This window comes from Streptomyces sp. Je 1-4 4N24, assembly GCF_026239515.1.
Lineage (GTDB): Bacteria > Actinomycetota > Actinomycetes > Streptomycetales > Streptomycetaceae > Streptomyces > Streptomyces nigrescens.
Genome location: NZ_CP110836.1, coordinates 2045257 through 2060917, shown reverse-complemented (window position 1 = coordinate 2060917; position 15661 = coordinate 2045257). Strand labels below are relative to the sequence as shown.

Here is a 15661-nt window from a genome sequence, read left to right as displayed (position 1 = left end):
GGACCGGAAAGGCATGAGTGAGTGGAGTCCACCCAACATCCGGCGGACACCGGCGGTGCGCCGTCGGCGGACGGCCGGCGCTCCTCGCTGGTGCTGCACATCAACGGAGTGACGCAGACACTGACCGTGGACCACCGGACCACGGTCCTGGACCTGCTCCGTGAACGCCTCGGTCTGACCGGCGCCAAGAAGGGCTGCGACCACGGCCAGTGCGGCGCGTGCACCGTGCTCGTCGACGGGCGGCGCGCCAACAGCTGTCTGCTGCCGGCCGTGGCACAGGACGGACGGCAGATCACCACGGTCGAGGGCCTAGCCGAGGGGGAGCGGCTGCACCCCCTGCAGCGGGCCTTCCTGGAGCGGGACGCCCTGCAGTGCGGCTACTGCACCCCCGGCCAGATCTGTTCGGCCGTCGGGATGCTGGCCGAGGCGGCGGACGGCTTCCCGTCCCATGCCACCCCGCCCACCGCGGACCCCGCGGCTCCCGTCGAGCTGACCGACGACGAGATCCGTGAGCGGATGAGCGGAAATCTGTGCCGCTGCGGCGCCTATCCGCGGATCGTCGAAGCGGTCCGGGAGGCGGCGTCATGAAGCCGTTCGGGTATCTGCGGGCGACGAGCGTCGAGGAGGCCGTACGGGCCGCGGCGGGGCAGCCCGGCGCCCGCTTTCTCGGCGGGGGCACCAACCTCGTCGACCTGATGAAGCTGGGCGTGGAGACGCCGGAGCTGCTCATCGACGTCACCCGGCTGCCGCTCGACCGTATCGAGGAGCTGCCGGACGGCGGACTGCGGATCGGTGCGATGGTCCGCAACAGCGATCTGGCCGCGGCGGTCCCGGTCCGCGACCGCTACCCGGCCCTGTCACAGGCGCTGCTGGCCGGTGCCTCGGGGCAGTTGCGGAACATCGCGACCACCGGCGGCAATCTGCTGCAGCGCACCCGTTGTCTGTACTTCCAGGACATCTCCAAGCCCTGTAACAAGCGCGACCCCGGCTCCGGCTGCCCGGCCCGCGAGGGGGTACACCGCGATCTCGCCGTACTGGGCCACTCCGAGCACTGCGTCGCCACCCAGCCGTCGGACATGGCGGTGGCGCTGGCCGCCCTCGACGCCGAGATTCATCTGCACGGCCCCGACGGCGAGCGCACCGTTCCGGTGACCGATTTCCACCGGCTGCCCGGCGAGCACCCGGAGCGGGACACCGAGATCCGGCCCGGCGAACTGATCACCGCCGTCCAGCTGCCGCCGCCGGCCCCCGGCGCACGCTCGCGCTACCGCAAGGCCCGCGACCGCGCCTCGTTCGCGTTCGCCCTGGTCTCCGTGGCCGCCGTACTGGAGGTGCGGGACGGCGCCGTACGACGGGCCGCCCTCGCCTTCGGCGGGCTCGCGCACCGGCCGTGGCGCGCCCGCGCGGCCGAAGAGGCGCTGCACGGGGCGCCCGCCACCGAGGACACCTTCGCCCGCGCCGCCGACGCCGAACTCGCCGCCGCCCGGCCGCTGCGCGACAACGGCTTCAAGGTCACGCTCGCCCGCAATCTGACCGTCGACGTGCTGACCGCTCTGGCCGCCCCGGCCGACGACCACTGACCACACCCCGCACCCCCACCACAACGACCACTGGCCACACCCCGCACCCCCACCACAACGACCACCAGGACGCCACTGCCGACCCAGCCCCCCAGCCCCAGCCCCCGATCCAAGGACGCGCGTCATGAGCCCCGACTCGTTCCCGCCCGGCCCACCCCCGTACCCCGTGGGCGCCCCGCTCGTGCGCCGGGAAGGCCGGGAGAAGGTCACCGGCACCGCCCGGTACGCGGCCGAACACACCCCGCCGGGCTGCGCCTACGCCTGGCCGGTGCCCGCGACCGTCGCCCGCGGCCGGGTCACCGCCGTGGACGTCGCGGCGGCGCTCGCCCTGCCGGGGGTGTACGCGGTGCTGACACACGAGAACGCGCCCCGCCTCGCCGCTACAGACGACCCGACGCTGGCGGTGCTCCAGGACGACCGGGTGCCGCACCGCGGCTGGTATGTCGCCCTCGCCGTCGCCGACAGCCTCGAAACCGCCCGCGCCGCCGCCCGGGCGGTCCGCGTCCGCTACGAAACCGCCGCGCACGACGTCCGGCTGACCGCCGGCCATCCGGGGCTGTACGACGCGGAGACCGCCAACGGCGGCTATCCGGGCACCCGCGAACGCGGCGACTTCGAGGGGGCGTTCGCCGCCGCGCCCGTCACCGTCGACGCCACGTACACCGTGCCCCCGCTGCACAACCACCCCATGGAGCCGCACGCCTCCACCGCCTGGTGGAGCGACGGCCATCTGACCGTCCACGACTCCAGCCAGGGCGCCACCAAGGTCTGCGAGGAACTCGCCGCGCTGTTCCGGCTCGACCGGAGCGAGATCACCGTCCTCTCCGAGCATGTCGGCGGCGGCTTCGGCTCCAAGGGGACGCCCCGCCCCCAGGTCGTCCTGGCCACGATGGCCGCCCGCCACACCGGGCGCCCGGTCAAACTGTCCCTGCCGCGCCGGGAGATGCCGGCGGTCGTCGGCCATCGCGCACCCACCGTCCAGCGGGTGCGCCTGGGCGCCGGCGACGACGGTGTCCTCACCGCCCTCGCTCACGAAGCCGCCACCCACACCTCCACCGTCACGGAGTTCGTCGAGCAGGCCGCGGTCCCGGGGCGCGTCATGTACACCTCGCCGAACAGCCGCACCGTGCACCGCGTGGTCCCGCTCGACGTCCCGACGCCCTCCTGGATGCGCGCACCGGGCGAGGCCCCGGGGATGTACGCCCTGGAGTCGGCCGTCGACGAACTCGCCGTCCTCCTGGACATCGACCCCGTCGACCTGCGGATGCGCAATGAGCCGGACACCGAGCCGGACAGCGGCCGCGCCTTCAGCAGCCGCCAGCTGGTCGGCTGTCTGCGGGAGGGCGCGGAGCGCTTCGGCTGGCGGCCCCGGGACCCCCGGCCGGGGGTCCGGCGCGAGGGCGATCTGCTGCTGGGCACCGGTGTCGCCGCCACCACCTACCCCGTCCTCATCGCCGCCTCCTCCGCCGAGGCGCACGCCGCCGCCGACGGCACCTACCGCATCCGGGTGAACGCCACCGACATCGGCACCGGCGCCCGCACCGTCCTCGCGCAGCTCGCCGCCGGCGTCCTGGCCGTGCCCGACGAGCGGATCCGCATCGAGATCGGCAGCAGCGATCTGCCGCCCGCCATGCTGGCCGGCGGTTCCGCGGGCACCGCCTCCTGGGGCTGGGCCGTCCACAAGGCCTGTACGGAGCTGCGGCACCGGCTGCGGGACCACGTCGGACCGCTCCCGGCCGACGGGCTGACGGCCGCCGTCGACACCCGCCAGGAGACGTCCGAGCGCTCCCCGTACGCCCGGCACTCCTTCGGCGCCACCTTTGCCGAGGTGCAGGTCGACACCGTCACCGGAGAGGTCCGGGTGCGGCGGATGCTGGGCGTCTATGCGGCCGGCCGCATCCTCAACTCCCGTACGGCGCGCTCCCAGTTCATCGGCGGGATGACCATGGGCCTGGGGATGGCGCTCACGGAGGGCAGCGGTCTGGACCCCGCGTTCGGCGACTTCGCCGAGTGCGATCTGGCGTCCTATCACGTTCCGGTCTGCGCCGACGTCCCGCTGATCGAGGCGCACTGGCTGGAGGAGGAGGATCCGCACCTCAACCCCATGGGCAGCAAGGGCATCGGGGAGATCGGCATCGTCGGCACCGCGGCGGCCGTCGCCAACGCCGTACGGCACGCCACCGGGGTCCGGCTGCGCGACCTCCCGCTCACCCCGGACAAGGTCCTGCCGCGGCTGCCGGACCGGCCGGGGTGAGGGCCGTGCCGGCGGCCTCCACTGACCCAAGATCTGTTGCGGAACCCGCCCGGCCGGGTCACCATGACAAATGACCCATACGTGATTAATGCTCACTCTTCGTGTTTCGGGGTTCGTTGGTCCAACGAGGTGAAGGGCGTGAGCCTCGCGGTGAGGAGCCACGACATGACACTTCCCGGCGACCGGCACTACACGGTCGAACTGCATGCTTCGGCGGAGCGTGTGCCGCAGATCCGGCGGATCCTGGCCGCGCACCTGCGGTACTGGGATCTCGAGCTGCATATCCCGCCCGTGTGCCGGGGAGTGGCGGAACTCCTGACCAACGTCCATCGCCATATCGGCCCGGACGCCCCGTGCGTCGTCGAACTCCGCTGGACCGGCCGGCACCTCACGGCCTCCGTCGCCGACCAGGGGCCACGCCTGCCGAAGCTGCTCAGCGCGGGCGGCGGCGGGCTCTCCAGAGTGGCGGCCCTGAGCGACAGTTGGGGCACCTGCGGCACGCCGGACGGCAAGGTCATCTGGTTCACCCGCCGGGTCGAGGCGGCCCGCAAGTCGCCGCTGACCAGCCGCACCCCGCTGCGCAGCGTGCCCGACGCGAAGGGCCAGCCGGCGGTGCCGCCGCCCGTACCGGCCGAGCCGCTCGTCGAGCCCCCGCAGGAAGTCACCGAGACCGCTGCCGAGGCCACCCCGGCGGCATCGAACGCGGTGTCGCTGGTCTGAGACACCGTCAACGAAGGTGCGAGGCGCGGACGCCCACCCCCGTCACGCCTCGCCCACCGGCTGATATCTGTTGCGCCGGGCGCGGGGAAACCGGCAACGGACGGCCGCCGCGGTTACGATCGCGGTATGGCAACGATCAGGTCGGCCAACAGCGGCATGCGGAACCGCGGTTCAGCGGTTCCGTTTCGTGTGCTGTGGCTGGCCGCGTTGCTGATCAGTGTGCTGGTCGCCCATGGGGCGCGGGCGGAGAGCGCCGAAGGTCATCTGGTGAACGCCCTGCCGGTCGGGGCGTCCGCCGCGGCGGACTCCGGCGGCTGGCTCGCCCCCGAACACAGCGGTCACTCCGAGGAACCGGAGCACCCCGGGCACCACTCCGACGAGCTGTGTGTCGCGGGCCAGCCCCAGCAGGGCGCCGCCGTGGCGCTGCCCTGTCCCACCCCCGCTGCGGGCTCCTCCTGGCATCCGCCGGCGCAGAGCCGGTCCGGGGCGTCCGAGAACGCCCGTGCCGCCCTTCCACCGTTGCGCAGCGCAACGGGTTCCGTGGTGCAGCAGGTCTAGATTCCGGCCGATTCCGGATCACCCCCTGCCGATGCCGTCCGCCCGTGTGCATATGCGTGTGCGTGTGCTGCTCCGACGCGGCGGCAGTCTCACGGAGAACCTGTGCCGTTGCGCGTTCCGTTGTGCCGTCCGTTCCGTTCCCTCGTCCCTGGTGGCGCCTTCCTCCGTAGTGGCGCCCGATTCCTGAGCGGCGCCCGCTCACCGAGGCGCGCCCGCTTACGCCACCGCCGGCCGGCCGTCTTACTGCTCCTGATCGCCGGACTGCTGTCCGTGGTGCTCCCGTGCGCCGACGGGGCGGACGGCCACCATGATGTGCCCGTGCCGGCGGCGGCCTCGGCGGGGTCGTCCGGCCCCGTGGCCGCCGCGCCCGCCCAAGCGACCGCCGGGACGGACAGCGGGCACCACGACCCCGCGTGTGTGCCCGGCCCGTCCGGCCATCTCCCGCAGGGCCGGACGGCCACCGGGGCGGAGGGCGCCGCGCTGCCCGCCGTCCTCGCGGGGGCCGTGCGCGTCGCGGCCGACCGGCGCCCGGCCGCGGGGAGCGGCGCTGGTCACTACAGACCGGCACGCGGCGGCCGGTCCACCCTCGCCGCCCTCTGCCGGTGCCGGATATAGGAGCCCGCCGTAGCGTCCGGCCACCCCGGCCGACGCGACAGGAGCGCCCGTATATCCCCACCCACCGAACGAGAGCGAAAAATGCACTCTCTCCCCACGGCGGCCCGTTCCGTCTCTCCCGCCGCCCCCGCCTCCCCGACGCCGGGCCCGGCCCCCGCCTCCGGTATCCCCGGCCTGGTCGGCAACACCCCCGTCCTGCACATCTCCGAGCCGCTCACCCCGCCCGGCCGCGGCTTCTGGGCCAAGCTCGAAGGCCGCAACCCGGGCGGCATCAAGGACCGTCCCGGACTCCACATGGTCGAACGCGCCCGTGCCCGTGGTGAGTTGCAGCCCGGTGCCCGGATCATCGAATCCACCAGCGGCACCCTCGGGCTCGGCCTGGCGCTCGCCGGAATGGTCTACGGCCACCCCGTCAGCCTGGTCACCGACCCCGGCCTGGAGTCCTCGATGACCCGGCTGCTGACCGCGTACGGCGCCCAGGTCGAGCTCGTCCCCGAGCCGCACCCCAGCGGCGGCTGGCAGCAGGCCCGCCGTGACCGGGTGCGCGCACTGCTCGCCGCCCACCCCGGCGCGTGGTGCCCGGACCAGTACAACAACCCCGACAACACCACCGCCTATCTGCCGCTGGCTCTCGAACTCGCCTCCCAGCTGGGCCATATCGACGTCCTGGTGTGCAGTGTGGGCACCGGCGGGCACTCCGCCGGGGTGTCCCGGGTGCTGCGCCAGCTCTACCCGCAGCTGCGGCTCGTCGGCGTCGACACCATCGGCTCGACCATCTTCGGACAGCCCGCCCGTCCGCGGCTGATGCGCGGGCTGGGATCGAGCATCTACCCGCGCAATGTCGCCTACGACCAGTTCAGCGAGGTGCACTGGGTCGCACCCGCCGAAGCGGTCTGGGCCTGCCGCACGCTGGCGTCCTCGCACTACGCCACCGGCGGCTGGAGCGTCGGCGCGGTCGCCCTGGTCGCCGGCTGGCTGAGCCGGACCGAGCCGGCCGGCACCCGTATCGCGGCCGTCTTCCCCGACGGACCGCAGCGCTATCTGAGCACGGTCTACGACGACCAGTACTGCGCCGAACACGGCCTGCTCGACGCTCCGCCGGCGGACGGGCCGCAGACCCTGAGCCGGCTGGGGGAGCGGGAGGTCACCGCCTGGAGCCGGTGCGCGCAGGTCGTCGATCCGCTCGGCACGTCCGGCGCGGCGGGCCCGTCCGGCGACGCGCCCGTTCACGCTGCGGGGGAGGTCCGGTGACCGGCATGCTCACACAGTTCCGTTCCTACGAGCGCAGCGCCCGGCTGCTGATGGTCAATCAGTTCACCATCAACCTCGGCTTCTACATGCTGATGCCGTATCTGGCCGCGCATCTGTCCGGGACGCTCGGCCTGGCGGGCTGGCTGGTCGGGCTGGTCCTGGGTGTCCGCAACTTCAGCCAGCAGGGGATGTTCCTGGTCGGCGGCGCGCTGGCCGACCGGTTCGGCTACAAGCCGCTGATCGTGGCCGGCTGTGTGCTGCGGACGCTCGGTTTCGCGACGCTCGGGCTGGTGGACTCGCTGCCCGCGCTGCTGGCGGCGTCCGCGGCCACCGGACTGGCCGGCGCGCTGTTCAACCCGGCGGTCCGGGCCTATCTGGCCGCCGCGGCGGGCGACCGGAGGCTGGAGGCGTTTGCGCTGTTCAACGTCTTCTACCAGGCGGGCATCCTGCTCGGCCCGCTGGTGGGGATGGTGCTCACCGGCGTCAACTTCCAGGTCACCTGCCTGGTTTCGGCGGGGATCTTCGCGCTGCTGAGCATCGTGCAGATCCGTGCGCTGCCGGCCCGCGGGGACGAGGCCCCTCCGGCCGGTGACGACCGGCGGGCGGGCCTGCCGCCCTCGTGGCGGGGCGTGCTGGCCAACCGGCCGTTCCTGCTGTTCTCCGGAGCCATGATCGGCTCGTATGTGCTGTCGTTCCAGGTCTATCTGGCGCTGCCGCTGGAGGTACGGCGACTGGGCGGTGAGGGGGAGTTCGGCACCGCGGCGGTGGCCGGGCTGTTCGCGGTGTCCGGGCTGAGCACCATCCTGGGCCAGACCAGGGTGACCCGCTGGTGCAAGGCCCGGATGACCGCGGGCCGCGCGCTCGCCCGGGGCCTGCTGACCATGGGGCTGGCGTTCGTTCCGCTGCTGGCCGCCACGGCGCTGCCGGTGCCGGCCGAGGGCCCCGGCCGCTGGGCCCTCGCGGCCGGCCCGCCGGCGCTCTGTGCGCTGCTGCTCGCGCTCGGCACGATGATCACGTACCCGTTCGAGATGGACACCATCGTCCGGCTGTCCGGTAACCGCTTGGTGGCGACCCACTACGGGCTCTACAACACCATCTGCGGTATCGGCATCACCCTCGGCAATCTGCTCACCGGTGCCGCACTGGACGCCTCCCGGTCGGCCGGGCTGCCCGCCCTGCCCTGGATCGCCCTGCCGGTCCTGGGCCTTGCCTGCAGTGCCGCCCTCTACGGACTGCACCGCACGGGCCGGCTGGCCCCGGTCGCCGGGCCGGCGGCGGCGATGGGCTGAACGCGCAGGTGGCCATCCCGTCCACGAGGAGCGGGGTGGTCACCTCCCGGCCTGTCACCGGATCCGGGCTGCCGAGCCGGTCATCGCCGGCGGGCCGTCACCAGCCACGCCGCGCTGCCGAGCGTGACGCCGTCGGGGCCCTGGTGTTCGGCCAGCGCATCCCGCAACGCGGTCACTGTCTTGGCCCGCGCTTCCGCACTTGCCTCGGCGAGCATCGCGCGCGACCCCGGCATCCCGAGCTGGTAGGCCACCACGTCGTCCGGATCGGGCCCCATCCACATCGGCTCGTCGACGGCGCCGATCGTGATCTCGTCGAATCCCGCGCTGTCCAGCAGCTTCGTGATCCGGCCGGTGTCGGCGAGCGAGAACGGGCCCGGGGCGCCCGGCGCATCGAGCTCGGGCAGTTGTACATACGGGGCGATGGCGCCCATCGGCACGGTCAGATAGGCATTGTCGCGCACGCTCCGCCAGCACAGGAACGCCAACTGTCCGCCCGGACGCAGCGCTCGGGCGATATTTCCGAACGCCGCCTCCGGGTCGGCGAAGAACATCACCCCGAAACGGCTGATCGCGACGTCGAAGGCCCCGTCCTCGAAGCGATGGACCTGTGCGTCCCCCCGCTCGAAGGTGACCTGCGGAAGTCCGGAGCCCGCGGCCTGCTTCCGGGCCTCGGCCAGCATCGGCGCCGACACGTCGACGCCGAGCACCGCTCCCTCGGCCGCGGCCCGCGCCGCCTCCAGGCTCGTACCGCCGCTGCCGCATCCGATGTCCAACACCCGGCTGTCCGCCTGGATCCCGGCCGCCGCCATCAGGTGCGGAGTGAGCCGGCGATACCTCGCCTCCTGCCTTTCCCGCTGCTGGACCCAGTACCGTCCGTCGTCCCCGTTCCAGGCCTCGTCCCAGGCCTCGGCCTGTTCGGCGTGGCCCGCCGCGATCTCGTCGGGCGGCGGTGTCCGGCCGTCCCCGGCCACGCCACGATCGTTACCCTGCCCCATTGCTCCCCTTCATCCGAAATGCCGGTAGGTGGCTGTACGACGTTCCCGACCAGGGAGTTCGTCGCACGTACCCCGATGTGCCATATCTGCGACACCCCCCCTTCCCTGGCGCTCGTTCCTCTTGGAACACTCTGCTGACCGTGGTTTCGCACCACTCCTCACACAACCGCACACCAGTACCGTCATTTCGCCAACTCCCCCACATCTGAAGAGGTTCCCACCCCATGCCTGAATTGAATCGGCGGCGTTTCCTCCAGATCGCCGGCGCCACCGCGGGCGCCTCGGCACTGTCGAGCAGCATCGCCCGTGCCGCAGCCATCCCCGCCAAGCGACGCTCCGGATCCATCAAGGACATCGAGCATGTCGTCGTCCTGATGCAGGAGAACCGTTCCTTCGACCACTACTTCGGCTCGATGAAGGGCGTACGCGGCTTCGGTGACCCGCGCCCGCTCATCCTCGAAAGCGGTAAGTCCGTCTGGCACCAGCCGGACGGCGACAAGGAGGTGCCGCCCTACCACCCGGACGTCGAAGACCTCGGCATGCAGTTCATCGAGGGCCTCGACCACGACTGGGCGGGCGGCCACAAGGCCTGGAACAACGGCAAGTACGACAACTGGATACCTGCGAAGACGGCCGGGACGATGGCCCACCTGACCCGCAAGGACATCCCGTTCCACTACGCGCTCGCCGATGCGTTCACCGTCTGCGACTCGTACCACTGCTCGTTCATCGGTGCCACCGACCCCAACCGCTACTACATGTACTCGGGCCACGTCGGCAACGACGGCTCGGGTGGCGGCCCGGTCCTCGACAACGCGGAGCTGGGGTACAGCTGGACGACGTACCCGGAGCGGCTGGAGAAGGCCGGGATCTCCTGGAAGATGTACCAGGACATCGGTGACGGCCTGGACGCGGACGGCAAGTGGGGCTGGATCGAGGACGCCTACCGCGGCAACTACGGCGACAACTCGCTGCTCTTCTTCAACCAGTACCGCAACGCCAAGCCCGGCGACCCGCTCTACGACAAGGCCCGCACCGGCACCAACGCCAAGGAGGGCGACGGCTACTTCGACCTGCTCAAGGCCGATGTGAAGGCCGACAAGCTCCCCCAGATCTCCTGGATCGCCGCCCCCGAGGCCTTCACCGAACACCCCAACTGGCCCGCGAACTACGGCGCCTGGTACATCTCCCAGGTACTGGACGCGCTCACCTCCAACCCCGAGGTGTGGAGCAAGACCGCCCTGTTCATCACCTACGACGAGAACGACGGCTACTTCGACCACATCGCCCCGCCTTTCCCGCCGGCCTCCGCCGACCGGGGCAAGTCGACCGTGGACACCACGCTCGACCACTTCTCCGGCGACGCCAAATTCGCGGCCGGCCCCTACGGCCTCGGCCAGCGCGTCCCGATGCTCGTCGTCTCTCCCTGGAGCACCGGCGGCTATGTCTGCTCCGAGGTCTTCGACCACACCTCCATCATCCGGTTCATGGAGCGCCGGTTCGGCGTGCACGAGCCGAACATCTCGCCCTGGCGGCGTGCCATCTGCGGCGATCTGACCTCCGCCTTCGACTTCGGCCTGGAGGACACCAAGCCGGCCTCGCTCCCCGCCACCGACGGCTACCAGCCGCCGGACAAGGAGCGTCACAAGGGCCTTGTGGCGAAGCCGCCCGCCAACCCCGTGCTGCCCAAGCAGGAGCCGGGCTCCCGCCCCGCCCGCCCGCTGCCGTACGCACCGCTCGTCGACGGGTCCGCGACCCCCTCCACCGGCCGCTTCACCCTCACCTTCAAGAGCGGTGACAAGGCCGGCGCCTGCTTCACCGTCACCGCCGGCAACCGCACCGACGGCCCCTGGTCGTACACCACGGAGGCCGGCAAGAAGATCTCCGACACCTGGAACACCTCCCACTCCAAGGACGTGTACGACCTGACGGTCCACGGCCCGAACGGCTTCCTGCGCACCTTCAAGGGCGACGGCAAGAAGACCGGGCCCGAGGTGACCGCCCGCCATGACGCGACCGCCGGCCGCGTCGAGCTCACCCTGACCAACCCCGGCCGCACCGACTGCCACCTCACCGTCACCCAGGCCTACGGCGGGGCCGCCGAGACCTACCCGGTCCGTGCGGGCGCCACCGTCAAGAAGTCGTTCGACCTGCGTGCCAGCAAGCGCTGGTACGACCTGTCGGTCACCTCCGACACGGACGGCACCTTCCTGCGCCGGTTCGCCGGCCATGTGGAGACCGGCGAGGTGGGTGTGAGCGACCCGGCGATCATCACGGACTGAGCGCCCACGACGCTCTGTCCCCACTCTCCTTCCGCCGGTGCGCCGGCGGAGAACGAACGGGGCGCCTGCCGAAGCGGCGGGCGCCCCGTTGCGCTGCCGGCACCCCTACGGGCACCGGCCCCCGGCCCTCAGGGCGTCAGGAGGCCCCGCCGGGCAGGATGCCGCGGATCTCGCGGGCCGCCGCGACCAGGTTCTCCAGGGCGGCCCGCACCTCGGGCCAGCCGCGGGTCTTCAGACCGCAGTCCGGGTTGACCCACAGCCGCTCGGCGGGAATGGCGTCAAGTCCCTTGCGCAGCAGGGCAGTTGCCTCGGCCACGTCCGGGACGCGCGGCGAGTGGATGTCATAGACACCGGGCCCCACCTCGCGCGGATAGCCCGCCGTGGCGAGCTCCGAGGCGACCTGCATATGGGAGCGGGCCGCCTCCAGGCTGATGACATCGGCGTCGAGGTCCTCGATGGCCCGGAGGATGTCCCCGAACTCCGCGTAGCACATATGGGTGTGGATCTGGGTGTCCGGCCGGACCCCGCCGGTGGTGAGCCGGAACGCCTCGGTGGCCCAGGCCAGGTACTCCGCATGGCCGGCGGCGCGCAGCGGCAGCGTCTCGCGCAGTGCCGGCTCGTCGACCTGGATGACCGAAGTGCCCGCCGCCTCCAGATCGTTCACCTCGTCGCGCAGGGCGAGCGCCACCTGGCGGGCGGTGTCGCCCAGCGGCTGGTCGTCGCGGACGAAGGACCAGGCGAGCATGGTGACCGGGCCGGTGAGCATGCCCTTGACCGGCCGCTCGGTGAGCGACTGGGCGTAGCGGGTCCAGCGCACGGTCATCGGCCCGGGGCGGGAGATGTCCCCGGCCAGGATCGGCGGCCGTACATAGCGCGTGCCGTAGGACTGCACCCAGCCGTGCTGGGTGGCGAGGTAGCCGGTCAGCTGCTCGGCGAAGTACTGCACCATGTCGTTGCGTTCCGGCTCACCGTGCACCAGCACATCGATACCGGCCTTCTCCTGGAAGGCGAGGACCTCGCGGATCTCCGCCGAGATCCGCTCCTCGTACCCCGCGGCGTCGAGCCGCCCGGCCCGCAGTTCGGCGCGGGCGGTGCGCAGTTCGGCGGTCTGCGGGAACGAGCCGATGGTGGTGGTCGGCAGCAGCGGCAGCCCGAGGTGCGCGCGCTGGGCTGCGGCACGTTCGGCGTACGGCTGGGAACGGCGGCCGTCGGTGTCGGTGACGGCCGCGGCGCGGGAGCGCACCTGCGGGTCATGGGTGAGCGCCGAGCCCGCCCGGGAGGACAGGTCCGCGCGGTTGGCGGCGAGTTCGGCCGCGATGGTGTCGGTGCCCCGCGCCAGACCGCGTGCCAGTGTCACGATCTCGGTGGTCTTCTGCCGGGCGAAGGCCAGCCAGCGGGCGATCTGCGGGTCGATGTCCCGCTCGGCGCCGGTGTCCAGCGGGACGTGCAGCAGCGAGCAGGAGGACGACACATCGACCCGCCCGGCCAGGCCCAGGAGCGTGCCCAGGGTGGCCAGCGACTTCTCGTAGTGGTTGATCCACACATTGCGGCCGTTGACGACACCGGCGATCAGCCGCTTGCCGGGCAGCCCGCCGACCGCAGCGAGATCCTTGAGGTTGCCGGCCGCGGGTCCGGTGAAGTCCAGCGCCAGGCCCTCGACGGGCGCCTTGGCCAGCACCGGCAGCGCCTCGCCCAGCCGGTCGAAGTACGAGGCGACCAGCAGCTGTGGGCGGTCGGTGAGTGTGCCGAGGTCGCGGTAGGCGCGGGCCGCCGCGTTCAGCACGGCGGGGGAGCGGTCCTGCACCAGCGCCGGCTCGTCCAGCTGCACCCAGTCGGCGCCGGCCGCCCGCAGGTCGGCGAGCACCTCGGCGTAGACGGGCAGCAGCCGGTCGAGCAGCGTCAGCGGATCGAAGCCGGCCGCGACGCCGGGCGCGGGCTTGGCCAGCAGGAGGTAGGTGACCGGCCCGACGAGGACCGGGCGCGCGGCAAGGCCCAGGCCGAGCGCCTCCGTCAGCTGGCCGACCTGCTGGGCGGAGTCCGCGGCGAAGACCGTGTCCGGCCCCAACTCCGGTACGAGGTAGTGATAGTTGGTGTCGAACCACTTGGTCATTTCCAGCGGCGCCACGTCCTGGGTGCCTCGGGCCATCGCGAAGTAGCCGTCCAGGGGGTCGGCGGCCACCGCGGCGCGGTGCCGGGCCGGGATCGCGCCGACCATCACGCTGGTGTCCAGGACGTGGTCGTAGTACGAGAAGTCGCCCGTCGGCACCTCGTGGACGCCGGCCCCGGCGAGCTGCTGCCAGTTGTCGCGGCGCAGCCCGGCGGCGGTGGTGCGGAGGGCGTCGGCGCCGACCCGGCCCTTCCAGTAGCCCTCGATGGCCTTCTTCAGTTCACGGTTCGGCCCCTGACGGGGGTAGCCGTGCACGGTCGCTCGTGCTGCCGCGGCTGCGGACCTGCTGGTCACGGAACTCTCCTTCGCGAGTGTGTCTCCATGGACCCCGGGAGGGTCGAGAACGCGAAGGGACGGCAAACCTGGCGGGCCCCGGCGCTCTGCCGCCGGCCGTGCCCGCCCGATGTGTCCGCCGACCCGCCCTCGAGGTCACCGAGATCACCCCGCGCACCGGTGGCGCGGGGGCACTGGCAGGTCTTCGGACTCGCGGGCACGTCCGCCGAAGGCGGACATCTACTGGCCGTCGCTTCCCAGACCCGGCCGGGCCCAGTGCGTATGACGGCGGTCGTTCCCACTCACCGCTGCGGGGCAGTCCCGGATTTCCACCGGGTTCCCTCTTGCGACGCGCCTGCCTGGCGGGCAGGGCGAACCAGTTGCACCGGCCACCCTAGGCGCTGCCGCCCGGATCGGACACCGGGACCCCGGCTCCCGCGGGTGACATGGGCCACCGCCGGGGCCGCCGTACGGCCCCGCCCGCCGCGCCGTGGCTTGCCCTGGAGTGCGCTCCAGCTCCTAGAGACTGTCCCGGATCACTCTGTCGCTCGTGCGCAGCACGGTGGTGAGATCCTCCTGCAAACGCGGGGTGAGAGAACGCCCTCCCAGAGCACAATCGCGTACCAGGTCGCCGCAGTCGTACGCCTGTTGGCCTGTGATGAGAGCGGAGCACAGCGGATGCGCAAGGATCTCGCGGGCCGCGTATCCGTCACGGGCTTCCGTTGTCCGGCGAACCAGGTCTTCGATGAGGCGGTGCGCTGCCGCGTTCTCGACAGAGCCAATGACGTCCAGTGTCGTGAGGCCGAGCCGGATGTCGAACAGGGTCAAGCCGGGTTCGGCCTCCCACTCAAGGCAAGTCTTCACCAGGTCGTTCACGGAGGGGACGGCCAGCTGGTCGGATGCATGGCGGCACAGTGCGGCGAGACAAGCTGTGACGGCCTGCTCCCATGGTTCGCCGGCCGTCGTGTTCGCAAGGATGACCGCAGCGCGCGGCGTATCGTCCGTGGTGAGGGCGGCGAGGACTGCGACTTGGCGGCCGTCAAGCATCCGTCTACCCACGCCGCGGTGCGCCTCGATATGTGCCAAGGCCTCGTTCCAGCGTCCGTTGATGGTGAGGGTGCGGGTGCCGTCGGCGAGGAGGACCCGCCACAGCCACGCACACACCTCTCGACGATCCTCCGGAGTCGCGGTGAGGTCTGCCGGCACGGTGACGCCCTCACATTGAGCGGCTGCGGCCTGGCCGACAGCCTTGTACAGGGCGAGGAGGCGCTGGCGACCGTTGTCGGCGCGGCCCGCGCGGATCTGCAGGCGGGCGAGGTTGACGACGGGTTCGAGGGCGCGGATCGCGGACATGCCCGGCAGCGGGCAGGCGTGGAGGTAGGCGGCGGCGTGCTGGTGGCACATCTCGCCGGCCAGCTCGGGAACATCCACGTCGGAGGCGATGAGTGCCGCCTGGTTGTAGACCGCCGAGGCGAGCCCCTGATCGGCTTTGCGCACTGCGGTGTCGGCGAGGTCGGCGAGGGCGCGCACGCGCTCGGGCAGAGGCAGGCAAGCGGGCCGGAACCGGGCGACGAGCGGGAATCGCTGGGCTATGCGGCCGTGCGGGTCCATAGGCCCCCCAATAGACGAGAGTGATGAGGTGCGGAGACGACGGTGCCCGCCGTCGCTCGGCCGACG

General features: G+C 72.1%; 12 protein-coding genes and 1 riboswitch. Of the genes, 9 read left to right on the top strand and 3 right to left on the bottom strand.

Annotated features, from left to right (window positions below; translation table 11 throughout):
* Positions 1-21 precede the first annotated feature (21 nt).
* The 8 genes from SLV14N_RS08745 to SLV14N_RS08710 all read left to right on the top strand — a co-directional run bounded on the left by SLV14N_RS08745 (position 22) and on the right by SLV14N_RS08710 (position 8267).
* Positions 22-588, top strand: coding sequence for a (2Fe-2S)-binding protein (locus SLV14N_RS08745; protein WP_263268918.1), 567 nt, complete (start codon positions 22-24; stop codon positions 586-588).
* Complete coding sequence (locus SLV14N_RS08740; RefSeq protein WP_263268916.1) at positions 585-1580, top strand: xanthine dehydrogenase family protein subunit M; 996 nt, start codon at positions 585-587, stop codon at positions 1578-1580. The genes SLV14N_RS08745 and SLV14N_RS08740 overlap by 4 nt, the downstream gene beginning before the upstream one ends.
* A 124-nt stretch (positions 1581-1704) precedes the next feature.
* Positions 1705-3834, top strand: coding sequence for a xanthine dehydrogenase family protein molybdopterin-binding subunit (locus SLV14N_RS08735; RefSeq protein WP_208680436.1), 2130 nt, complete (start codon positions 1705-1707; stop codon positions 3832-3834).
* Between the two features lie 165 nt (positions 3835-3999).
* Positions 4000-4554: an ATP-binding protein gene (locus tag SLV14N_RS08730; RefSeq protein ID WP_208680435.1), complete on the top strand. Its 555-nt coding sequence runs from the start codon at positions 4000-4002 to the stop codon at positions 4552-4554.
* Positions 4555-4680: 126 nt separating this feature from the next.
* Positions 4681-5112 carry a hypothetical protein gene (locus SLV14N_RS08725; RefSeq protein WP_208680434.1) on the top strand — a complete coding sequence of 144 codons (432 nt, stop codon included), beginning with the start codon at positions 4681-4683 and terminating at the stop codon, positions 5110-5112.
* A 270-nt stretch (positions 5113-5382) separates the two neighbouring features.
* Positions 5383-5727 carry a hypothetical protein gene (locus SLV14N_RS08720; protein WP_263268915.1) on the top strand — a complete coding sequence of 115 codons (345 nt, stop codon included), beginning with the start codon at positions 5383-5385 and terminating at the stop codon, positions 5725-5727.
* 81 nt (positions 5728-5808) lie between these two features.
* The gene (locus SLV14N_RS08715; protein WP_263268914.1) at positions 5809-6978 is read left to right on the top strand and encodes a PLP-dependent cysteine synthase family protein; all 1170 of its coding nucleotides are present in this window, start codon (positions 5809-5811) and stop codon (positions 6976-6978) included.
* Complete coding sequence (locus tag SLV14N_RS08710; protein WP_263268913.1) at positions 6975-8267, top strand: MFS transporter; 1293 nt, start codon at positions 6975-6977, stop codon at positions 8265-8267. Before SLV14N_RS08715 ends, SLV14N_RS08710 begins: the two co-directional genes overlap by 4 nt.
* An 80-nt stretch (positions 8268-8347) precedes the next feature.
* Here the strand turns inward: SLV14N_RS08710 and SLV14N_RS08705 are convergent, their stop codons facing one another.
* On the bottom strand, positions 8348-9238 hold the full coding sequence (locus tag SLV14N_RS08705; protein ID WP_263268911.1) for a class I SAM-dependent methyltransferase: 891 nt from the start codon (positions 9236-9238) through the stop codon (positions 8348-8350).
* A gap of 248 nt (positions 9239-9486) precedes the next feature.
* On the opposite strand from SLV14N_RS08705, the gene SLV14N_RS08700 reads away from it, so the two are divergent.
* Positions 9487-11544: a phosphocholine-specific phospholipase C gene (locus SLV14N_RS08700; RefSeq protein ID WP_263268910.1), complete on the top strand. Its 2058-nt coding sequence runs from the start codon at positions 9487-9489 to the stop codon at positions 11542-11544.
* A 136-nt stretch (positions 11545-11680) separates the two neighbouring features.
* Here the strand turns inward: SLV14N_RS08700 and metE are convergent, their stop codons facing one another.
* Positions 11681-14005 carry a 5-methyltetrahydropteroyltriglutamate--homocysteine S-methyltransferase gene (gene metE / locus SLV14N_RS08695; protein WP_263268909.1) on the bottom strand — a complete coding sequence of 775 codons (2325 nt, stop codon included), beginning with the start codon at positions 14003-14005 and terminating at the stop codon, positions 11681-11683.
* Positions 14006-14177: 172 nt separating this feature from the next.
* Positions 14178-14365, bottom strand: a riboswitch (cobalamin riboswitch).
* A 138-nt stretch (positions 14366-14503) separates the two neighbouring features.
* Complete coding sequence (locus tag SLV14N_RS08690; protein WP_263268907.1) at positions 14504-15595, bottom strand: hypothetical protein; 1092 nt, start codon at positions 15593-15595, stop codon at positions 14504-14506.
* Between the last annotated feature and the right edge of the window lie 66 nt (positions 15596-15661).